This window comes from Nonomuraea sp. NPDC050733 (assembly GCF_040654215.1).
Lineage (GTDB): Bacteria > Actinomycetota > Actinomycetes > Streptosporangiales > Streptosporangiaceae > Nonomuraea.
In genome coordinates, this window is sequence record NZ_JBFAHO010000028.1 from 56,978 (window position 1) to 78,064 (window position 21,087).

Genomic DNA, 21,087 nt, shown 5'->3' on the forward strand with positions numbered 1-21,087 from the left:
GCCGTTGATGTCGGATCGTAAACGGGATGGACGCCGCATCGCCGGCCGGTACCAGCTGCAGGAACCCATCGGCAAGGGCGGCATGGGGATCGTGTGGCGGGCGTATGACGAGCTCCTGGACCGGGAGGTCGCCGTCAAGGAGGTCCGCTACGCCGCTGCTCTGGGCGACGAGGTGCAGCTTCTCAACCGGCGCACGATGCGTGAGGCCAGGGCGGCTGCCAGGTTCGAGCACCCCAACGTGATCGTCGTTCACGACGTCATCGAGGAGGACGACCGTCCCTGGATCGTCATGCAGCTCGTCGAGTCGCGCTCGCTCGGCGCGGTGATCAAGCAGGACGGGCCGCTGAAGCCCAGGCGGGTCGCCGAGATCGGCCTGGCCGTGCTTGAGGCGCTGCACCGCGCCCACGAGGCGGGCGTGCTGCACCGCGACGTCAAGCCGGAGAACGTGCTGCTCGCCGACGACGGCCGCGTCGTGCTCACCGACTTCGGCATCGCCACGCTGGAGACCGAGACACAGCTCACGATGACCGGCCTGGCCGGCACTCCGGCGTTCATCGCGCCCGAGCGGCTCAAGGGCCTGCCCGCGCGGCGCGAGTCCGACCTGTGGTCGCTCGGCGCGACGCTCTACACGGCCGTGGAGGGCCGCTCGCCGCACGAGCGCGGCATGGCGCTGGCCACCATGCACGCCGTCCTCACCGACCCGCCGGACCCCGCTCCGCACGCCGGCCCGCTGGCCGAGGTGATCGACCGCCTGCTCGCCAAGGAGCCGGTCCAGCGGCCCACGTACGAGGAGACGGCGCGGATGCTGCGCCAGGTCTCCGCTCCCCCGGTCCCGCAGCCGCCTCCCGCCCCGGCGCAGACCGCGCAGATGCCCGCGGCGACCGCGCGGCTTCCGGTCCAGCCGCCGGCCGGGCCGGGCGGCCGCGACGCCGATCCGGACGCGCGGCCCCGGCGCCGCACCGGTGGCCGTTTCTCGCGCCAGGTCCCTCCGGTCCAGCCGCAGGCGCCGGTCGAGGACGACATGCCGACCGACCCGAACCTGGCCGTACCGGACGGTCCGGCCGCGGCGCCGCCCACGCCCACGCCCCGCGATCGAGGGGCCGGCGCTCCCGGCTCGCGCGGTGCGGGGTCCGGCGGCTCAGGCCGTGAGTCGCTGCCCGAGACCGGTGTCCGGATCACCGCGGCGAGCCCCGAGCCGGAGCAGGCGGCGGAGCCCACGATCTCGTCCTCGCGCGCGGAGGGCGGCCGCAGGCTCGGCCCCGTCATCGCGGCCGCGGCCGTCGTCGTCCTCGTCGCGGGCGTGGGCGGCTACCTCGGTCTGAGCTCGGTCCCCGACGACACCAGGGGCGGCAGGTCCACCGCCTCGGTGACCGAGCCCGTCACCGGCCCCAAGAGCGGCGACCCGGGCACGGGCTCCGCGCCGGCGACGCCCCCGGCGAGCACGGCGCCCCCCGCCTCCGAGTCCCCGTCGGCGTCCCCGTCCACGACGCCCACCGCCTCGCCCACCCCCACCGAGGCGAAGACGTCCGATCCGGCCGACGCGCTGCCCAAGGACTGGAAGATGTACAAGGACAAGAAGCTCGGCTTCTCCGTCGGGCTGCCCGAGGGCTGGGACGTGTGGGACCGCGCCGGCCGGCAGGTCAAGTTCAAGGGCCCGGGCGGCGCCCCCAACGCGTACCTCATGATCGAGGAGGCGGAGAAGCCCGGCACGGACCCGTACAAGGACTGGAAGAAGCAGGAGCCCGTCCTGAAGAACAACTTCGGCGGCTACAAGAAGCTCGACATCAAGAAGGTCGACTACCAGAAGGCCGCGGCCGACTGGGACTTCACCTGGAACACCAACACGGGCAAGACCCGGGTCCGCAACCGGGGCTTCGTCACCGACAACGGGCGCGCCTACGCCATCTACTGGCACACCCTGAAGAGTCACTGGAAGGACGACTACCACTTCTTCGAGGGCTTCTGCGCCACCTTCAAGCCAGCCAAGTAGGGTGCGGCCCGTGGACAGGGAGGTCGGCGGGCGGTACCGCCTCATCGAGCCGCTCGGCGAGGGCGGCATGGGCGTGGTCTGGCGCGCCCACGACCGGCTCCTCGACCGCACGGTGGCGGTCAAGGAGGTGCGTTACACCGGTGTCGGCGACGCCCAGCGGGCCGACCTCAACCGCCGCACCATCCGGGAGGCGCGGGCGGCGGGGCGCCTCGACCACCCGTCGGTGGTGGTGATCCACGACGTCGTCGAGGAGGACGGGCGGCCGTGGATCGTGATGCAGCTCGTCCCGTCCCGGTCGCTGGCGCAGGTGATCGGCGAGCGGGGGCCGCTGCCGGTCGGGCAGGTGGCGCTCATCGGGGAGCGGGTGCTCGGCGCGCTGCGCGCCGCCCACGCCACCGGCGTCCTGCACCGCGACGTCAAGCCCGAGAACGTGCTGCTCGCCCACGACGGCCGGGTGGTGCTGACCGACTTCGGCATCGCCACGCTGGAGGCCGAGCCGGGGCTGACCGCCACCGGCGGCCTCGTGGGCACGCCCGCGTACATGCCGCCCGAGCGGCTCAACGGCGAGCCCGCGCGGCCCGAGTCGGACCTGTGGTCGCTGGGCGCGACGCTGTACGCCGCCGCCGAGGGCGCCCCGGCGTACCGGCGCGACTCCTGGGCGGCCACGGTGGCCGCGATCCTGCGCGACGAGCCGGCGCCGCCCGTCCGCGCCGGCGCGCTCACACCGGTGATCATGGGGCTGCTGCGCCGCGACCCGGCCGCGCGGATGCCGGCGGGCGAGGCCGCGCAGCAGTTGCGCGCAATCGCCTCCGCCGCCGGCCACGCCACCCCTTCCGGACATCCCACCGGCTCCGGACATCCGGGGCCGGGTCCTTCCGGTCACACCGTGCCCGTGTCCGTCACGGGGAGCCGGCCGTCCGCGGGGCGGCGGCTCGCCGTGCCCGCCGCGCTGGTCGCCGTCGCGGTCCTGGCCGCCGGCGGGGCGCTGCTGGGGGCCCGGGTGACGGGCTTCCTCGGGGGGAACGGCACACCCTCCGCCGCCACGGTCCCGACCGGCGGGACGACCCCGCCCGTCACCCCGACACTCGCCGGGCCGTCGGACGACTCCCCCACGGCGCAGGCATCGGCCACCAGCAACCCGCCCACCGGCGGGCCCTCGGCCACTCCGGAGGCGACGGCCACGGCGGCGCCGGCGGGCTGGGTCCCGTACCGCAGCTCCGCGGGCGGGTTCGCGATGGCCGTCCCCGCCCGGTGGAAGGTCACCAAGCACCCCACCCGCGACAGAGTGACCGTGCGCGGCCCCGGCTCCCCCGGCGCGTTCATCGTGGAGTGGACGGTGCCGGACCAGCCGTGGCTCGGCCCCGTACGGCACTGGCAGGGGCTGGAGAAGGAGATCCTCGGCCGGAGCGAGTTCCCCGGCTACCACCGGATCGGCATCGAGGCCACCACCTATCTCGGGCGGCCGGCGGCCGACTGGGAGTTCACCTGGCGGCGCGACGGGACGGTCGTCCACGTCGTCAACCGCGGCTTCCGCACGGCGTCCGGCCGGCCGTTCGCCCTGTACTGGGAGGCGCCCGACTCCCGCTGGGCCCGCGACCGCCACTACCTCGACACCTTCACCAAGACCTTCACCCTGCGCTGACCGGACCAATCCGGCCTGTTCTTTAATCGGCGGGGATGCGTGCTTGGGAGGGACTTTATCGGGTAGTCGGCCCGCATGTCCGATTCAGCGGTGATGGTCGGTGGACGATACCGGCTGCTCAGGACCATTGGCCAGGGCGGCATGGGCACGGTCTGGCACGCCCACGACGAGGTGCTCGGCCGCGACGTGGCCGTGAAGGAGGTCCACCCGCCCCCCGACCTCAACGGGCCGGAGCGCGACGTCTTCAGCGTGCGCACCTTCCGGGAGGCGCGGGCCGCGGGCCGCGTCGCGCACCCCGGCGTGGCGGCCGTCTACGACGTGCTGGAGGAGGGCGGCCACCCGTGGATCGTCATGCAGCTCGTCCGGTCGCGGACGCTGGGCGAGCTGGTCCGTGAGGAGGGCCCGCTGCCACCGGCCAGAGTCGCGGACATCGGGCTGCAACTGCTGGAGGCGCTGCGCGCCGCGCACACCGCGGGCGTCCTGCACCGGGACGTCAAGCCGGACAACGTGCTGCTCACCGAGGACGGCCGGGCGGTGCTGACCGACTTCGGCATCGCCACCACCGAGGACGAGGCGCCCGTCACCAGGACCGGCATCCTCGTCGGCACGCCCGCCTTCATGGCGCCGGAGCGTGCGGCGGGCGGCCAGGCCGTGGCGGAGTCGGACCTGTGGTCGCTGGGCGTCACCCTGTACCTGGCCGTCGAGGGTCAGTCGCCGTTCCAGCGCGCCCACGCGCTGGCCACGCTGGGCGCCGTGATGCACTCCGAGCCGCCGCCACTGGCCCGCGCGGGCGCGCTCGGGCCGGTGCTGCTCGGACTGCTGCGCAAGGACCCGGCGCAGCGGATGAGCCTGGACGAGGCGCGATGGCGGCTGCACGCGGTCGTCGCGGGCAACGCGCCGGAGCCGACGGCCCCGGTCGCCATCCCGGCGGGCGGTCTGAGCGACCCGGGCCCCTCGTCCATGAGCGACACGCCGGCCGTTCCGGTCGCCGGGGCCGCTCCCGTGGCTTCCTCCCGGCCTCCCGCAGGGCCGCCCGGCGGGCCGGCCGCCGGACCGTCGTCCGCAGCGTTCCACCCGGCGGTCCGGCGGCGCAGGCCACCGCTGTCGGCCCTCGTCGCGGGGGCCGCGGCCGTGGCGGTCCTCACGGGCGGCGCCGCCTGGTGGACGAACCGGCCGGTCGGCGACACCCGGACGCCCTCGACCGCCCCGGCCGTGGTCAGCTCGGCGATCCCGTCCAAGCCCGCCTCGGAGCCGGTCAGCCACCCCGCCACGAGCGCGCCGTCGGACCCGCCCACCGACAGCGGGCCACGGCAGGGCACGATCCCGACCGACGGCCCCGCCTCGCACCGGCCGACGGCCGAGCCCTCGCGGCACCGCCCGACGACCGAGCCGACCGGCCGGGCGACGCGCGAGCCCACGAAAAAGCCCACGACGAAGCCCACGACGAAGCCCACGAAGAAGCCGTCGACGAAGCCCACGGCCAAGCCCACGGCGAAGGCCACCAAGAAGCCGACCCCGGCCAAGTCGAAGACGGAGGACGAGCAGCCCTCGGCGCGCACGCCGGGCCAGGTGGACCCCGTCGGCAGCGGCCGTTCCGCCGGCACGACCAAGAAGCCGAAGAAGGCCAAGTCCGGCAAGGCCTGACGGCCGGCGCCAGAGCCTCAGGGCCCCGCGAGCCCCAGGTCTCCGCGAGCCTCAGGGCCCCGCGAGCCTCAGGACTCTGCGCGGACCAGGTCGAGGGCCTTCTGCAGGTCCTCGGGATAGTCCGTCCGGAACGACACCCACGCGCCGCTCGACGGGTGCTCGAACCCGAGCGACACCGCGTGCAGCCACTGCCGCCCCACCCCGAGCCGCGCGGCCAGCGTCGGGTCGGCTCCGTACAGCAGGTCGCCCACGCACGGGTGGCGCAGCGCGGACATGTGCACCCGGATCTGGTGGGTGCGGCCCGTCTCCAGCTTGATGTCGAGCAGCGACGCCGCCCGGAACGCCTCGATCGTGTCGTAGTGGGTGACCGACGGCTTGCCGCCCGCGACCACCGCGAACCGGCCGTCGCCCGAGGGATGCCGGTCGATGGGGGCGTCGACCGTGCCCCGGAACGGGTCGGGGTGGCCCTGTACCAGCGCGTGGTAGCGCTTGTCGACCGTGCGCTCCTTGAAGGCGCGCTTGAGGTGGGAGTACGCGTGCTCGCTCTTGGCGACGACCATGGCGCCGGTGGTGTTGGCGTCGAGCCGGTGCACGATGCCCTGGCGCTCGGCGGCGCCGCTGGTGGCGATGGTGTGGCCGGAGCCCAGCAGGCCGCCGATCACCGTGGGGCCGGTCCAGCCGACCGTGGGGTGCGCGGCCACGCCGATCGGCTTGTTGACCACGATGATGTCGTCGTCCTCGTGGACGATCCGCATGCCGGGCACCGGCTCGGCGACCGGCATGGGCGTGGAGACGGGAGGCGGCAGCACGACCTCCAGCCAGGCGCCCGCGTGGACGCGGTCCGACTTGGCGGGCTCGCGGCCGTCGATCGTCACCTCGCCGGCGCCGATCAGCTCGGCCGCCCGGGTGCGGGAGAAGCCGAACAGCCGGGACAGGGCGGCGTCCAGGCGCTCGCCCTCCAGCCCGTCGGGCACGGGCAGGCTTCGCCGCTCGGTCACTTGCCCTCCCTCGATCCGTCGATCTGGTAGCCCCGCCAGGCCAGCAGCACGGCCAGGATGCCGCCGCACACGATCGAGGAGTCGGCGACGTTGAACACCGGGAAGTAGTCGATCACCGGGAAGTGACCGGGCAGGACCTCGATGAAGTCGACCACGTGCCCCTGGAACTGGGTGGACCTGCCGAGACCCGACGGGTAGCGCAGCAGCCGGTCGGTCAGGTTGCCGAACGCCCCGCCCAGCAGCAGGCCCAGCGAGATCGCCCACGGCAGGCTGGACAGCTTGCGGGCCGTGCGGATGATGGCGACCACGACCGCGGCGGCGATGAAGGTGAAGACTACCGTCATTCCGGTGCCGAGGCTGAACGCGGCACCGGAATTGAAGATCACCCTGAACTGCAGCACGTCAGGGATGACGACGAGCGGCGCCTTGCCCTCCAGCGCCCGCAGCACCACCGTCTTGGTGATGACGTCGATCACGTAGACGACGGCGGCGAGCGCGACGAGAACCGCGACGAGGCGGGTGCGCCGCTTCCCCGCCGGTGCCGCTACCGGCGCTCCTCCTTCTGCTTGCAGGCCACGCACAGCGTCGCCCTCGGGAACGCCTGCAGGCGTTCCTTGCCGATCGGCTTGTGGCACGATTCGCACACTCCATAGGTCCCTGCGTCGATCCTGACGATCGCACGTTCGTTCTGCGCGACCAGGTCGCGCGCATTCAGGGTAAGGGCGATCTCGCGTTCGCGCTCGTACGTCTTGGCGCCGGCGTCCGCCTGGTCGTCACCGGCTCCCTGGGTCACATCGCCGGAGGCGATCTCCGACTCATGGCGGCGGATGTCCGCGTTGAGCTCGTCGATCTCGCGCTGCAGCGTGCCGCGTACCTCGGCCAGCTCCTCGTCCGACCACATCGACGGAGTGGTGGTCTGCGTGACTGCCGCCATGGGTGCCTCCATGCTGATCAAGGCTGAATGGTGCGGGCAGCTTAGGTGCCCCATAACAGAACGGCAAACGACCCGCCGTCCCGATTACCTCTCCCGTACTATCCCGCCGCGCGCTTTCAACTCCTCCTGGAGCCACTCCATTCCCGCAACTTTGTCGCCGTTTGCGACTTCCGTACCGGAGACAGGCACGTCACCAGGGAAACCGGGAAGACCAGGGCTCCACTCTGCGTTATGGTGTGAATCTGCAAGGCGTCGATGGGGCCCGGAATGTGAGGGACATCACCCCGGAGCCGCCGGAAGAACGGCTCCCCGGAGCTCATTAGACCCGGCAGCAGACCAACGAAGTGGGCCTCGCTCTCCGAGGCCAAGAAGGGTGGTACCGCGGAGCCGCACGGCTTCGTCCCTTCACGCATCCTGTCCGACAGTGACCGCGTGGAGGCGCGCCCCAGATGTCTTCCCCTAGTTTCCGCTCTCTTCCCGCGCAGGTCGACCTGCCCGCGCTCGAGCGCGAGGTCCTCGAACGGTGGCGGGACGGGAAGGTCTTCGAGCGCTCCGTCGAGCAGAACGACGGCAACCCCGCCTGGGTCTTCTACGAGGGCCCGCCCACGGCCAACGGCCTGCCCGGCGTCCACCACGTCGAGGCCCGGGTCTTCAAGGACCTGTTCCCCCGCTACAAGTCCATGCGGGGCTTCAGCGTGCCCCGCAAGGCCGGCTGGGACTGCCACGGCCTGCCGGTCGAGGTCGGCATCGAGAAGGAGCTCGGCCTCACCGGCAAGAAGGACATCGAGGCGTACGGCATCGCCGAGTTCAACGCCAAGTGCCGCGAGTCGGTGCTGCGCCACGTCGACGCCTTCGAGCAGATGACCGAGCGCATGGGCTACTGGATCGACCTGTCCACCGCCTACCGCACCATGGACCCCTCGTACATCGAGTCGGTCTGGTGGTCGCTCAAGGTCGTCTTCGACAAGGGCCTGCTGTTCCGCGACTTCCGCATCACGCCGTACTGCCCGCGCTGCGGCACCGGCCTGTCCGACCACGAGCTGGGCCAGCCGGGCGGCTACGAGAACGTCTCCAGCCCCTCGGTCTACGTCCGCATGCCCGCCACCTCCGGGCGGCTGGCGGAGCTGGGCGCCGCGCTGCTCATCTGGACCACCACGCCGTGGACGCTGGTGTCCAACACCGCGGTCGCCGTCCACCCCGACGTGACGTACGTCGCCGCGCGCACCGCCGACGGCGAGGTGCTGGTGGTGGCCGAGCCGCTGCTGTCGGTGCTGGGCGACGGCGCCACCGAGGTGGCCCGCTTCACCGGCCGCGAGCTGGAGCACACCACCTACTCCCGCCCGTTCGACCTGGTCGACATCCCGGGCGCCCACTACGTGGTGACCGGCGAGTACGTGACGGTCGAGGACGGCACCGGCCTGGTCCACCAGGCTCCGGCGTTCGGCGCCGACGACCTGGCGGTGATCAGGCGATACGACATGCCGGTGGTCAACCCGATCGGCCCCGACGGGCGCTTCCTGGACGACGTGCCCATGGTCGGCGGGCGCTTCTTCAAGGACGCCGACGAGGAGCTGACCGAGGACCTGCGGGCCCGCGGCCTGCTGTTCCGCGGCGGCCACTTCGAGCACAGCTACCCGCACTGCTGGCGCTGCCACACGCCGCTGCTCTACTACGCGCTCCCGTCCTGGTACATCCGCACCACCGCGGTCAAGGACCAGATGCTGGAGGAGAACGCGAAGACCAACTGGTTCCCCGACACGATCAAGTGGGGCCGGTTCGGCGAGTGGCTGCGCAACAACGTCGACTGGTCGCTGTCGCGCTCGCGCTACTGGGGCACGCCGCTGCCGCTGTGGGTGTGCGGCGAGGACGACACGCACGTCACGTGCGTCGGGTCGATGGAGGAGCTCGGCACGCTCGCCGGGCGCGACGTCTCCGCGCTCGACCCGCACCGCCCGTACGTGGACGACGTCACCTTCCCCTGCCCCGACTGCGGGGGTGAGGCGCGCCGCGTTCCGGACGTCATCGACGCCTGGTACGACTCGGGCTCCATGCCGTTCGCCCAGTGGGGCGCCCGCGGCAAGCCGGAGGGCGTCTACCCCGCGCAGTTCATCTGCGAGGCGACCGACCAGACGCGCGGCTGGTTCTACTCGCTGATGGCCGTCGGCACGCTCGTGTTCGGACAGTCGTCGTACGAGAACGTGCTCTGCCTGGGCCTCATCCTGGCCGAGGACGGCCGCAAGATGAGCAAGCACCTCGGCAACGTGCTGGAGCCCATCCCGCTCATGGACCAGCACGGCGCCGACGCGCTGCGCTGGTTCATGGCCTGCTCCGGCTCGCCGTGGGCGGCGCGCCGCGTCGGCCACAACGCGCTGGAGGAGATCGTCCGGAAGGTCCTGCTGACCTACTGGAACACCGCCTCCTTCTTCACCCTGTACGCCAACGCCGAGTCGTGGTCGCCCGCGATGCTGGCCTCGGCCCCGCCCGTGTCCGAGCGGCCGCTGCTCGACCGGTGGGCGCTGGCCGAGCTGCACCGCACGGTCGCCGAGGTGACGGCCTCGCTGGACGAGTACGACACGCAGCGGGCGGGCCGCCGCCTGGCCGACTTCCTCGACGACCTGTCCAACTGGTACGTGCGCCGCTCGCGCCGCCGCTTCTGGCAGGGATCGCGGGAGGCGTTCGCGACGCTGTACGAGTGCCTGGAGACGGTCACCCGGCTGATGGCGCCCATCGCGCCGTTCGTCACCGACTACCTGTGGGACGTGCTGCGCGGCGAGAACGCCCCCAGCTCGGTGCACCTGGCCTCGTGGCCGGTCACCCGCGAGGACCTGCTGGACCCGGCGCTGTCGGAGCAGATGGCGCTGGTGCGCCGGCTGGTGGAGCTGGGCCGCTCGGCCCGCGCTTCCTCGGGCGTCAAGACGCGGCAGCCGCTGCGACGGGCGCTGGTCGGGGCGCACGGCTGGCCGGCGCTCCCGGCCGAGCTGCGCGACCTCATCGCCGACGAGCTGAACGTCCAGGCCCTGGAGGACATGTCCGGCTTCAGCGCCGACCTCGTGTCGTACACGGTGAAGCCGAACTTCCGGGCGCTCGGCAAGCGGTTCGGCTCGCAGACCAAGGTGGTGGCCGCGGCGGTCGGCGGCGCCGACGCGGCGTCGCTGGCCCGCACGCTGCGGGGCGGCGGCACGGTCGCGCTGGAGGCGGGCGAGCTGGGCGAGGTCACGCTCGGCCCCGACGACGTGATCGTCACCGAGCAGCCGCGCTCCGGCTGGGCGGTCGAGACCGGCGCCATCGACACCGGCACGGGTGAGACGGTCGCCCTCGACCTGGAGCTCACGGACGAGCTGCGCCGGGCCGGGCTGGTGCGTGAGGTCATCCGCCTGGTGCAGGAGGCCCGCAAGGCGTCGGGCCTGTCGATCACGGACCGGATCACGCTGTGGTGGACGTCCTCGAACGCCGACCTGACGGCCGCCCTGGAGTCGGGCGGGTCGCTGGTGGCGGACGAGGTGCTCGCCACGTCCCTCACGGAGGGGGCGCAGGACGGCCTGCCGGTGCACGAGGACGCGGACCTGGGCCTGAGGTTCCAGCTGACCCGCGCCTGAGCCACGACGCGAGAGGCGGGACATCCCTGTGGGGATGCCCCGCCTCTCCTCGTGCCGGCCCTCGGGTGAGGTCGTCAGATCATCTGTTCCGGCACTCTGAGATGAACAGTCGTCACTCTGGGTAATGACGTGGTGTCCGGCCGCAGCTGGCGGCCTGGACGGTGCTCCGGGGGCGGCCGGCCCTGTACGAGCGTGTACCGCCCTGCCCCGGCCGAGGAGTGTCATGTCGCCCACCACCGTTGAGGTCCCGACCGCCTATGGCCCGGTATCGGGGCTGATCGACAACGGGATCGCGTCCTTCCGCGGGATCCCCTATGCCGCCCCTCCCGTCGGGCCGAACCGGTTCGCCGCGCCGGTGCCGCCCCAGACGTGGAGCGCGCCGCTGCCCGCTCACGACTTCGGACCGACCCCGCCGCAGCCGCCGCTCAAGGGCAAGCTCGGCGAGCTGTTCCACAACCCGATCATCCCTGGGGACGGTTACCTCAACCTCAACGTGTGGACCAGCGCCACCGGCCCCGGCACCGGCGCCGCGATGCCGGTGCTGGTGTGGATCTACGGCGGCGCGTTCACCACCGGCTCCTCCGCGGTGACGACCTACGACGGCGCCACCTTCGCCCGCGACGGCGTCGTCTGCGTCACCCTCAACTACCGCCTCGGAGTGGACGGCTTCGCCTACATCGAGGACGCCCCCGCCCCGGCCAACCGCGGCCTGCTCGACCAGATCTTCGCGTTGGAGTGGGTGCGGGACAACATCGCCGGCTTCGGCGGCGACCCGGGCAACATCACCGTGGCGGGCCAGTCCGCCGGCGGCATGAGCGTGCTGACCCTGCTCTCCCTCGGCCGGGAGCTCTTCCACCGGGCCATCGTCGAGAGCGGCACCGCGCACATCGGCCAGACCCTCCAGGACGCCGCCCTTCTCACCGCCGCCGTCGCCACCCGGCTGGGTGTGGAGCCGACCGCCCATGCGCTCGCCGAGGTGAGCACCGCCGCCCTGATCACGGCGCAGGGTCAGGTGAGCGACGACGTCACCTCCAGCGCCAACCCCACGCGGTACGGGGCGAGCACCATCGCCTCGTGCGGCATGTCGTTCATGCCGGTGATCGACGGCGAGGTGGTCCCGCGGCTGCCGATCGACGCCATCGCCGACGGCCAGGGCGCTGACGTGCCGCTGCTGATCGGCACCACGGCCGAGGAGTTCAGGACCTTCGTCGTGCCCACCGCCATGGTGGCCTGGCTCGGCGCGGCGCCGTTCAGGACCAGGACCGAGGTGTACGGCGCACCGGCCGGCTTCTACAACCGCTACGCCGAGACCAGCGTCGAGCCGTACCTGCGCAACGCCCCCTCCGGCGTCGCCTGCGCGACGCTGACGGACCGCATGTTCCGCATCCCCACCTACCGCATCGCCGAGGCTCGCGGCGACGCGCCCGCCACCACGCACGTCTTCGAGTTCGGCTGGCGGTCACCCACCACGCCCAACAACCTCCGCGTCAAGCTCGGCGCCTGCCACAGCCTGCCGCTCCCCTTCGTGTGGGACAGGCTCGACGATCCCCACAGCGCGGAGTTCACCGGCCCCAACCCGCCCCAGGCTCTCGCGGACGCCCTGCACGGACGCTGGGTCGAGTTCGTCAAGACCGGCGAGCTCGACCAGTGGGCTCCGTACAACACCACCGAACGCCCGGTGATGACCTTCTACCGCGACAACACGCCGAACAACGTCATCGTCCACGACCCGCGCCGCGACGAGCGTGAGATCTGGAAGAACGATCTCAACCCGAGCTGACCGGCAGCACGGTCCTGGCCTCCGGCGTGTGCGCGGGAGGCCGGGACCCGGCGTGGGAGACCGTCTCCTGGTGGCGAGGATGCGGAGCACCGTACATTTCCGGCGCTCGAACCCCTCGGCGCGCTGCCCGGCCCGCGGCGTGAGGCCGCTGGAAGCGGCGTACGGGCTCCGCACGGTGGCGTACGGGCTCCGTACGGTCGCGTTCGGGCTCCGGACGGTGGCGTGCGGGCGTTTGTGCTCCGGACGGTGGCGGGACACCGGCCGGGCAGGTCCAGGGCCGGGCTAGGGCAGGCGGGCTAGGGGGTGGTGTCGCTGTCCTGGCGGCAGACCGAGCAGCTCGTCAGGCCGTCCTTCTCGGCCTCGGCGAGAGTCATGGTCTGGACGTCGCTGTCGCCCACGGCGCGCACGAGCGGACAAGCGGTGGCGTGGTAGCGGCTCGTGCCCTCGATCACCCTGACCGTGATCGAGCCCTTGCCGGAGGTGTCGCCTGACGCGGCCGGAGCGGCCTTGCCCTCCTTGGAGCCGCCGCCCGGCCCGGCCGCCTTCTCGCCACCGGTCCCCCGGTCGCCGGCACCCGCCCCTGCGGAAGCGCCGGACGCCTCACCCGCGTCCCTGGCCGTCGTACCCGCGGCCGGGGACGTCCCAGCAGACCCCCCGGTGCTCTTGCCCGAAGGCCCAGACGTCCCACCGGACGCCCCAGACGCCTTGCCCGCAGCACCAGACGACCCACCGGACGCCCCAGACGCCTTGCCCGCAGCACCAGACGACCCACCGGACGCCCCGGACGTCTTGCTCGGCGACCCGGACGTCTTGCCCGCGGCCCCGGACGGGCCCTCGCCGGACGTGGTGCCCTTGCCGGTACGCCCCTCCCCCGGGCGCGTTCCCGCACCGGGAGGTGCGACCACGACGGTGTCCCCGGCGCCGGGAGGGGTGACCACAACCGTGTCGCCCGCGTCGGCGCGGCTCGCCGAGCTCGGCTCGGCGCCGGTCGGGAGGGGGCCCCTCGGCTTGGCCGAGGACTCCGCCGCCGACGCCGGACGCTCGGGAACGACGTCCCGGTCACGTGACCCGGTCTTCCCGGCCGGTCGCTCAACCGGCTCACCCGTGGCGGACACGGCGCGCTGCGGTCTCGTCTCCGGCCCTTGCTCGTCGTCCCGGTCCTCGTCGTCCCGGACCTCGGCGCCCTTGCCTCCCGGACGGCCGGACGTCCCGGACGGGCGACCGGAAGCACCAGACGCCCCGGACGGACCACCAGGCGCCCCGGACGGACGGCTGGACGCCCCGGAAGGCCCGGAGGGACCGCCGGAGCCGCCGGACGGGCGGGAGCCCCCGGTAGAACCCTCCGCGCGTTGCGACGCGCCGCCTGCCGCTGACGGGCGCTCGAGCGCGGGCTCCTTGGCCTCGGCGCCCGTGGCGGGACGGACGGGCTCGGAGGTCCGGGCATCCCCGGATCGCGAATCGGCGGGCCGGGAACCGGCCGCGCCCGGCTTGGCGGGCGGCGTCTTGGAGCCGCGCGGGGCGGGGGTGAAGGCGACGGAGGGTGAAGTCTGCTGGTCGTCCGCCTCGTCGTCACCGGAGTCCGCTCCGGGAGCGGCGGCCGAGGTGTGCTCGGCGGCGCCCTTGCCAGTCGCGGCCTTGTCGGTCGCGGCCTTGTCGGTCACGGCCTTGCCCGTCGGTGCCTTGCCGGTCGGTGCCTTGCCCGTCGGTGCCTTGCCGGTCGGTGCCTTGCCGGTCGGTGCCTTGCCCGTCGGTGCCTTGCCGGTCGGTGCCTTGCCGGTCGGTGCCTTGCCGGTCGGTGCCTTGCCCGTCGGGGACTCGGCGGCCGGACCCTTGCCGGGCGTGCCCTTCGTGTCGCCGCCGGCGGTGTCCCGGTCGCCGGTCTCCCCGTCGGCCGTGTCCTCGTCCGTGGACGCGGGACGGGCGAACCACGCGTAGGGCGGGGAAGAGGTGGAGCCCGAGCCGGGCTTGGAGGTGGTCCCCGCACCGGGTTTGGATCCGGAGGACCGGGCAGCACGGTCGGTGCCGGGCTGGGAGCCACGGTCGGTGCCGGGGCGGGACGTGGGGTCCGGGCCGGGCTTGGCCGGCGGCTCCGAGGTGGGGGTGGAAGCCTTGGAGGCGGGCTTCGGCGCGGCGGGGGGACGGCCCGTGCCGGTGGGGGCCGGCGGGCGCAGGATCCGCATGGTCTCGGACGGCTCGGACGGCTCGGACGGCTCGTCGGGGCCGGCCGACTCGGCACGGCTGCCCGTGGAGACCCCGGCCGGAGCCGAGGGAGCCTTGGAAGCCGCGGGGCCGGTCGAAGCCGGGGAAGAGGGGGATGCCGCGGACTCGGGGTCGGCGACGGGCGGCAGCTGCCGTCCGCCGAGGGCGGCGTCGGGCAGGCACGTCGTGCAGGGCGTGAAGCCCTCCTCGCGCGCCTCCTCGTAGGTGAGCTCTTCGTGATCTCGCCCGACCAGCTGGCGGCACCCCGGAACGTGGTAGCGCTTGCGTCCCGGGATCACCAGGACGAGGGCGTCCGGGGAGACCCCCATCGCCGGTGTGCGGCGCGGGGCGGCCGCGGGGACGGTCGCCGTCTGCTGCGGTGCCCGCGGACGCGGGGACGGCGACGCTCCCATCGGGCTGGTCTGCGGCGCTCCCACCGGGCCGGTCTGGCCGTACGGCATGCCGGGCGGCACGTGACCCACCGGAGGGACGGCCGGCTCGGCGGCCCGCCCACCACTGGGAAACAGCTCGTGACGCCGCAGGAACGCCCCGATCACCAGGAACAGCGCGGACAGCACGCTGACCACGATGGACCACATGATCAGGTATACCTTGGCCAGTACGAAGCCCGCGATCAGCAAGACGACCGCCGCGAGCACCAAACCAGCGCTGATAAGGATCACAGAGGGCTCTTTCGAAGTGACGGGCCTGGTCGACCCGTTACTTTACCGGCGGTCGTTGTGGGGACCGTCGCCACCGGGGAAGGCACCCTGCGGGCCGTCACCGCCGAACGGGCTCGGACCAGCGGGGAGAGGCTGCTGGCCACCCTGCGGCACCGCGTGGGACATGGCCGGAGCCGCGGCCGACGGGCCACCCGACATCACCGGGAAGGCACCGCTGCCCTCGGCGGAGACGTTGAGCTCGGCAAGCTGGTTCTCCAGGTAGAGCTTGAGGCGGCTGCGGTACTCGCGCTCGAAGCTGCGCAGCTCCTCGACCTTGCGCTCCAGCTCGTCACGGGTCTGGACGAGGGAGCCCATGGCCTGGCGGTGGCGCTCCTGCGCGTCGCGCTCCAGCGTCTCGGCGCGGGCGCGGGCGTCGCCGATGACCTGCTCGGCCTGGCGGCGGGCCTTGGTGAGGATCTCGTCGGCCTCGCGGCGGGCGCGGGTGACGGTCTCGTCGGCCTCGCGGCGGGCGTCGGCGATCGCCTGGTCGGCGGTCTGCTGGGCCAGGGCGAGAACGCGGGCCGCGGTGTCCATGTTGTCCTCGGCCGGAGGCATGCTCATGGCCACGGGGACGGGCTGGGGCTGAGGCTGCGGCTCCGGAGCCCGCATGGGCTCGGGCTGCGGGGGCGCCATCATCTCGGGCTTCGGCTGCTCCTGCACCGGCGCGGAGGCCATGGGCATGCTCATGCCGCCCGGCACCTTCCCGCGCAGGCACTCGCCCAGTTTGGCGCGCAGCTCCTCGTTCTCCTGGATCAGGCGGTCAAGCTCAGCCTCGACCTCGTCGAGGAAGGCGTCGACCTCCTCTTCGTCGTAGCCCGGCCGCAACCGGGTGGTACTGAACTGCTTGTTCCGCACGTCAGCGGGCGTCAGCGGCATCTTTTGGTCTCCTTGGCGCGCTTGGAGTCTGTCCGGAGGGACGGGGATCCCGAATCACTTCAGCGCGGACACGAGTTGGATCTCGACCTGTGCCCCGCGGTCCCCGTCACCGGCCCATCCATCCAACGATCTGGATCAAGAGCAGGACGACGATGAAGAGGACTGTGAAGCTTAGGTCAAAGGCCACCGTACCCAACCGGAGCGGAGGAATGAAACGGCGGAGGAACTTGAGGGGTGGGTCTGTTGCGGTGTACGTGGCTTCGGCCAGCACCAGCACGACCCCGGAGGGGTGCCACTGGCGGGCGAAGGCCTGAACCGTCTCGAAGATCATCCTGCCGATGAGCAGCACCAGGTAGAGCGACAGGACGACGACCAAGATCTGACTTACGATCCCCACGGGCTGGCCGCGCCTCCCCTTCTGATGTGCCCTTCCGGCCTCGGCGAGACCCGGTTGGGTGCGATAGGCATACAGAGACTCTAACTCTGGTTGAAGAACCCGCGTTCCGCGATTCGGGCCTTGTCCTCGGCGGTCACCTCGACATTGGCTGGGGACAACAGGAACACCTTGTTGGTAACACGTTCGATGTTGCCGTGTAGGCCAAAGACGAGACCTGCCGCGAAATCGACCAGCCGCTTGGCGTCGCTGTCAACCATCTCGGTCAGGTTCATGATCACCGGGGTGCCGTCGCGGAAGTGCTCGCCGATGGTCCGGGCCTCGTTGTAGGTGCGGGGGTGGAGCGTGGTGATGCGGGCCAGATCGGTCGTACGGCGCTCCAGGACGGTCGTGGCGGGCCGGGGCGCGGGGACGCCGGGGTCGGTCTCCTCGTCGCGGTCCTGGACCGTCACGGGCCGCTCCTCGCCGGTGCGGGGGGCCTCGTCCTCGTAGGCGTACTCGTCCGGGTAGGTGTCGTACCTCTCGTAACGGTCGTCCTCCACGAGACCGAGGTAGACCGCCATCTTGCGCATCGCGCCGGCCATCGCTACGTCGTCCTCCTGCTCATGGTCGCACTCGCTCGGGCCTGTCGCAGCGCCCGAGGCGGTAGCCGTACCCCCTTGAAGCTCACCGCTGATCGACCTCTACTGGATTCGCGGGCCTGAAGGCCCACTTGAGGGGACATTACCTGACGAAGGGCTTGCGACGGCCGAGCAACGCCGTACCGATCCGCACGTGTGTCGCGCCGTGCGCGACGGCCTCGGTCAGATCCTCGCTCATGCCCGCCGAGATCATGGTGGCGCGCGGGTGGCGCTCCTGAACGGCCAGCGCCACCTCCCGCAGCCGCGCGAACGCCTTGCCCGGGTCCTCCCCCAGCGGCGCCACGGCCATGACGCCGCCGAGCCAGACGTGGTCGAGCGCGGCGATCCGGTCGGCCAGCGCCGGAACGTCGGCCGGGGCTGCGCCGCCCCTGGCCGGGTCGTCGTCGAGGGAGACCTGGACGAGGCAGCCGATCTCCCGGCCCTGCCGCCCGGCCTCCTTGTCGATGGCGGCGGCCAGGCGGATCCGGTCGACGGAGTGGACCACGTCGGCGTAGCCGGCGACGGAGCGTACCTTGTTGCTCTGGAGCTGGCCGACGAAGTGCCAGGTAAGCCCGAGGGCGGCCAGCTCGCGCGCCTTGGGCGCGGCCTCCTGGTCGCGGTTCTCGCCGACCTCGCGCACGCCCAGCTCGGCCAGGATCCGGACGTCCTCGGCGGGGCGCGTCTTGGTGACGGCGATCAGCGTCACCTCGCCGCGGTCACGGCCGGCCGCCCGGCACGCGTCCGCGATGCGCCGCTCCACGTCGGCCAGCCCGGCCGCGATCTCGTCCCGCCTCATCGCGCCTGCCCCTCCCCTGAGGACCGCCCTGCCGAGGACTGCCCCGCTCGTCCCGCCTCAGTCACGCCGCCCGGATCCCGCGGCCCCGGCTCACGGCCGTCACACCCGCCCGCCGTAGCGGGCCGTCATACCGGCCCGCCGTCAGGAGCCGCCGTAAAGAAGCCTCCGCCCGAGAACGGGTGCCGCCGCCAGGGGCCGCCGTGACGGCTCCTTCGCGGTTTCTCGCCGGACCCCATCATGCCGGGCGCCCGTCCGGGTCCGCCGACCGGGCCGATCACCGTCCTGCACGGCCGGCGCGGCCCCGTGCGCCCCGAGGCGCCGGAGGCTCCCCGCACACAGCGGCGCCGCTCCGCCGTACCCCTGGAGCGGGAGCGGAGCGGCGAGGGCACGACGGTCACTTCAGGAAGACGGTCACTTCAGGAAGTCGGGGACGTCGAGCTCCTCCTCCTGCTCCTCGAAGACGACCGGTCGGCGCTTGGCCGGCTCCGACATGCGGGAGGTGATCGGGGTGGGCGGGTTGGCCGGCTCGGGCGTGGGGCGCGGGATCGACACCGGGCTCGGCGGCTCCTCGGCCACGACCGGCTCGGGGTCGGGAGCGGGCTCGGGGACGCTCTCCACGGGCCGCACCGGCTCGGCCCTGAGCTCCGGCCGCGGCTCGGCCCTCAGCTCGGGGCGCGGCTCCGGCCGGAAGTCCGGCCTCGGCTCCGGACGGGCCTCCATGCGGGGCTCGGTGCGCGGCTCGGTGCGCGGCTCCATGCGCGGCGCGGGCTCGGCCTTCACGGTCGGCGGGGCGACGCTGGGCCGTACCGGCGAGGAGACCGGCGGTGCGGTCGAGGCCGGGCGGTTGGCCGGGCGCGGCAGCTTCTCCACCGGCGGCGGGACGTCGTCGAAGCCGGCGGCGATGACGGTGACCCGCACCTCGTCGCCCAGGGCGTCGTCGATGACCGTGCCGAAGATGATGTTGGCGTCGGGCGCCGCGGCCATGGAGACGAGCTGGGCCGCCTCGTTGATCTCGAACAGGCCGAGGTCCGACCCGCCCGCGATCGACAGCAGCACGCCGTGGGCGCCGTCGATGCTGGCCTCCAGCAGCGGGCTGGAGACCGCCATCTCGGCCGCCGCGACCGAGCGGTCGTCGCCGCGCGCGTGGCCGATGCCCATGAGCGCCGAGCCGGCGCCGGACATGACCGACTTGACATCGGCGAAGTCGAGGTTGATCAGACCGGGCGTGGTGATCAGGTCGGTGATGCCCTGGACACCGGACAGCAGCACCTGGTCGGCCGCCTTGAACGCGTCGAGCACGCTCACCTGGCGGTCGGAGATCGACAGCAGCCGGTCGTTGGGGATCACGATGAGGGTGTCGACCTCGTCGCGCAGCGTCTCGATGCCGGCCTCGGCCTGCATGGCGCGGCGCCGGCCCTCGAAGCTGAACGGCCGGGTGACGACGCCTATGGTGAGGGCGCCGAGCGAGCGGGCGATGTTGGCCACGACGGGCGCGCCGCCCGTGCCGGTGCCGCCGCCCTCGCCCGCCGTCACGAAGACCATGTCGGCCCCCTTGAGGACCTCCTCGATCTCCTCACGGTGGTCTTCCGCCGCCTTGCGCCCCACGTCGGGGTTGGCGCCGGCGCCCAGTCCGCGCGTGAGCTCGCGGCCCACGTCGAGTTTGACGTCGGCGTCACTCATCAGCAGCGCCTGGGCGTCGGTGTTTATCGCGATGAACTCGACGCCCTTGAGTCCCTCTTCGATCATCCGGTTGACGGCGTTGACTCCGCCGCCGCCGATGCCGACAACCTTGATGACCGCGAGGTAGTTCTGCGGTGCTGCCACGACGAGGGGCCTTTCCGCTCGTTTACTTGCCATTTCGGTGCGGATGTCTCCGCGTTCTTCAGTTCGGGTAAGTCTCAACCTCAAGTTGAGATTTAGATTTATGTCAACTTGAGGATTGATACGGACAGTAGGAGTTACGCTCCGGGCGGGTCAACTAACCGCGCCGCAAGCACGTCCGGCGTGTCGCGGGCTGTCCGTTTCGCTCTGTGGTCTCGCCAGGTCGGGGCACTCCTCCGCCGCACGTCCCGCGTACAGGCTCTCACGACCGGGCCGCCGGCGCGCACAGGCGCGGCGGATCATCCGCGCACGCCCTGATCGGGCGGCGGAAACGCCCCGCGGGAAAGATCGGTAAGGATCATTACCGGATGCCCGCGATAAGATCACTTGAGGGTCACCACGTCCGGCGAGCTGACGTCGTACAGGTCCGCCTTGCGGCCCAGCACGCGCGCCAGGATGCGCGCCTTCTCCTCGCCGCGCTCGGCGCCGCCCCAGAACACCGTGCGCCCGTCGGTCAGCTCCAGCGACACGCCCTCGGCCGTGGTGGCGCGGACCTGCCGCACCTTTCCCGACAGGGAGCGGGGCAGGTTCTGCACGACCTTGAGCGCCGCCATCGTCGCCGGGTCGCCAGCGGCCGGCCGGTCGACCTTGAGCACCGGCAGCCACGCCGGCGCCAGGTCCCTCACCTCGATCACCACGCCGTGCGCGTCGATCAGCGCCGCCCGGCCGCCCACCGGCAGGGAGGCGACCGGCCGCCGCTCGGTGACCTGGATGCGCAGCGTCCCCGGCCAGACCCGGTCGGCCTTGGCCGTGGCGAGCTGCGGGAGGGTGAGGACGCGCGCCTCGACCTCGTCCAGGTCGACCGTGGCCAGCGGATGCAGGCCGGGAACGGCGGCCTTCTCCTTGACCCGGTCCTCGGGCACTGTGAGATTTCCCACGATCTCCACAGATCGGACGCCGAGGACGGGCGAGAAGAACACCAGCCACGCCGCGACGCCCACCACCCCGACCGTCAGCAGCACCAGCAACGCCGTCCGCGCCCTCATCACTCCCCCGGCTCCACGACACCCGGCTC

Annotated in this window: 15 protein-coding genes; 5 read left to right on the forward strand and 10 right to left on the reverse strand. The window is 72.7% G+C overall.

Annotation, left to right across the window (positions count from 1 at the left end; genetic code table 11):
- The first annotated feature begins 7 nt into the window (after positions 1-7).
- The 3 genes from AB0H64_RS32215 to AB0H64_RS32225 all read left to right on the forward strand — a co-directional run bounded on the left by AB0H64_RS32215 (position 8) and on the right by AB0H64_RS32225 (position 5,276).
- Entirely contained in the window at positions 8-1,990 is a 1,983-nt protein-coding gene (locus AB0H64_RS32215) for a protein kinase (RefSeq protein ID WP_357632169.1), read from the forward strand.
- 10 nt (positions 1,991-2,000) lie between these two features.
- Complete coding sequence (locus AB0H64_RS32220; RefSeq protein WP_357632171.1) at positions 2,001-3,632, forward strand: protein kinase; 1,632 nt, start codon at positions 2,001-2,003, stop codon at positions 3,630-3,632.
- A gap of 75 nt (positions 3,633-3,707) precedes the next feature.
- Complete coding sequence (locus AB0H64_RS32225; protein ID WP_357632173.1) at positions 3,708-5,276, forward strand: protein kinase; 1,569 nt, start codon at positions 3,708-3,710, stop codon at positions 5,274-5,276.
- Positions 5,277-5,344: 68 nt separating this feature from the next.
- Here AB0H64_RS32225 and AB0H64_RS32230 read toward each other — a convergent pair whose 3' ends face one another.
- The 3 genes from AB0H64_RS32230 to AB0H64_RS32240 are packed head-to-tail and all read right to left on the reverse strand — an operon-like array spanning position 5,345 to position 7,220.
- A complete protein-coding gene (locus AB0H64_RS32230) occupies positions 5,345-6,274 on the reverse strand; it encodes an RluA family pseudouridine synthase (protein ID WP_357632175.1) in 930 nt (309 codons plus the stop codon).
- Complete coding sequence (gene lspA / locus AB0H64_RS32235) at positions 6,271-6,855, reverse strand: signal peptidase II (protein ID WP_357632177.1); 585 nt, start codon at positions 6,853-6,855, stop codon at positions 6,271-6,273. The genes AB0H64_RS32230 and lspA overlap by 4 nt, the downstream gene beginning before the upstream one ends.
- Positions 6,819-7,220, reverse strand: a complete 402-nt coding sequence (locus tag AB0H64_RS32240) for a TraR/DksA C4-type zinc finger protein (protein ID WP_357632219.1) — start codon at positions 7,218-7,220, stop codon at positions 6,819-6,821. Before AB0H64_RS32240 ends, lspA begins: the two co-directional genes overlap by 37 nt.
- 437 nt (positions 7,221-7,657) lie before the next feature.
- Here AB0H64_RS32240 and ileS point away from each other — a divergent pair, with 437 nt between their 5' ends.
- Both ileS and AB0H64_RS32250 read left to right on the forward strand, forming a co-directional pair.
- Positions 7,658-10,804 (forward strand): isoleucine--tRNA ligase, encoded by a 3,147-nt coding sequence (ileS, locus tag AB0H64_RS32245; RefSeq protein ID WP_357632179.1) that lies wholly within the window; start codon positions 7,658-7,660, stop codon positions 10,802-10,804.
- Positions 10,805-11,027: 223 nt separating this feature from the next.
- Positions 11,028-12,584: a carboxylesterase family protein gene (locus AB0H64_RS32250; RefSeq protein ID WP_357632181.1), complete on the forward strand. Its 1,557-nt coding sequence runs from the start codon at positions 11,028-11,030 to the stop codon at positions 12,582-12,584.
- A gap of 296 nt (positions 12,585-12,880) precedes the next feature.
- Here the strand turns inward: AB0H64_RS32250 and AB0H64_RS32255 are convergent, their stop codons facing one another.
- From AB0H64_RS32255 to AB0H64_RS32285, 7 genes are all read right to left on the reverse strand, one after another.
- Entirely contained in the window at positions 12,881-15,466 is a 2,586-nt protein-coding gene (locus tag AB0H64_RS32255) for a hypothetical protein (protein ID WP_357632183.1), read from the reverse strand.
- Positions 15,467-15,508: 42 nt separating this feature from the next.
- The gene (locus tag AB0H64_RS32260) at positions 15,509-16,381 is read right to left on the reverse strand and encodes a DivIVA domain-containing protein (RefSeq protein WP_357632185.1); all 873 of its coding nucleotides are present in this window, start codon (positions 16,379-16,381) and stop codon (positions 15,509-15,511) included.
- A gap of 106 nt (positions 16,382-16,487) precedes the next feature.
- Positions 16,488-16,778, reverse strand: coding sequence for a YggT family protein (locus AB0H64_RS32265; RefSeq protein ID WP_357632187.1), 291 nt, complete (start codon positions 16,776-16,778; stop codon positions 16,488-16,490).
- 80 nt (positions 16,779-16,858) lie between these two features.
- Positions 16,859-17,359 (reverse strand): cell division protein SepF, encoded by a 501-nt coding sequence (sepF, locus tag AB0H64_RS32270; RefSeq protein ID WP_175588709.1) that lies wholly within the window; start codon positions 17,357-17,359, stop codon positions 16,859-16,861.
- Positions 17,360-17,498: 139 nt separating this feature from the next.
- Positions 17,499-18,191: a YggS family pyridoxal phosphate-dependent enzyme gene (locus tag AB0H64_RS32275; RefSeq protein WP_357632189.1), complete on the reverse strand. Its 693-nt coding sequence runs from the start codon at positions 18,189-18,191 to the stop codon at positions 17,499-17,501.
- A gap of 411 nt (positions 18,192-18,602) precedes the next feature.
- The gene (gene ftsZ, locus AB0H64_RS32280) at positions 18,603-20,015 is read right to left on the reverse strand and encodes a cell division protein FtsZ (protein WP_357632191.1); all 1,413 of its coding nucleotides are present in this window, start codon (positions 20,013-20,015) and stop codon (positions 18,603-18,605) included.
- A gap of 380 nt (positions 20,016-20,395) precedes the next feature.
- The gene (locus AB0H64_RS32285) at positions 20,396-21,058 is read right to left on the reverse strand and encodes an FtsQ-type POTRA domain-containing protein (RefSeq protein ID WP_357632193.1); all 663 of its coding nucleotides are present in this window, start codon (positions 21,056-21,058) and stop codon (positions 20,396-20,398) included.
- Positions 21,059-21,087 lie beyond the last annotated feature (29 nt).

Coding starts and splice junctions, on each gene's coding strand:
- AB0H64_RS32275 (WP_357632189.1), bottom strand. CDS start 18,191: ATGAGGCGGGACGAGATCGCGGCCGGGCTGGCCGACGTGGAGCGGCGC.
- AB0H64_RS32260 (WP_357632185.1), bottom strand. CDS start 16,381: ATGCCGCTGACGCCCGCTGACGTGCGGAACAAGCAGTTCAGTACCACC.
- AB0H64_RS32240 (WP_357632219.1), bottom strand. CDS start 7,220: ATGGAGGCACCCATGGCGGCAGTCACGCAGACCACCACTCCGTCGATG.
- ileS (WP_357632179.1), top strand. CDS start 7,658: ATGTCTTCCCCTAGTTTCCGCTCTCTTCCCGCGCAGGTCGACCTGCCC.
- AB0H64_RS32250 (WP_357632181.1), top strand. CDS start 11,028: ATGTCGCCCACCACCGTTGAGGTCCCGACCGCCTATGGCCCGGTATCG.
- AB0H64_RS32285 (WP_357632193.1), bottom strand. CDS start 21,058: ATGAGGGCGCGGACGGCGTTGCTGGTGCTGCTGACGGTCGGGGTGGTG.
- AB0H64_RS32215 (WP_357632169.1), top strand. CDS start 8: ATGTCGGATCGTAAACGGGATGGACGCCGCATCGCCGGCCGGTACCAG.
- sepF (WP_175588709.1), bottom strand. CDS start 17,359: ATGGCCGGCGCGATGCGCAAGATGGCGGTCTACCTCGGTCTCGTGGAG.
- AB0H64_RS32225 (WP_357632173.1), top strand. CDS start 3,708: ATGTCCGATTCAGCGGTGATGGTCGGTGGACGATACCGGCTGCTCAGG.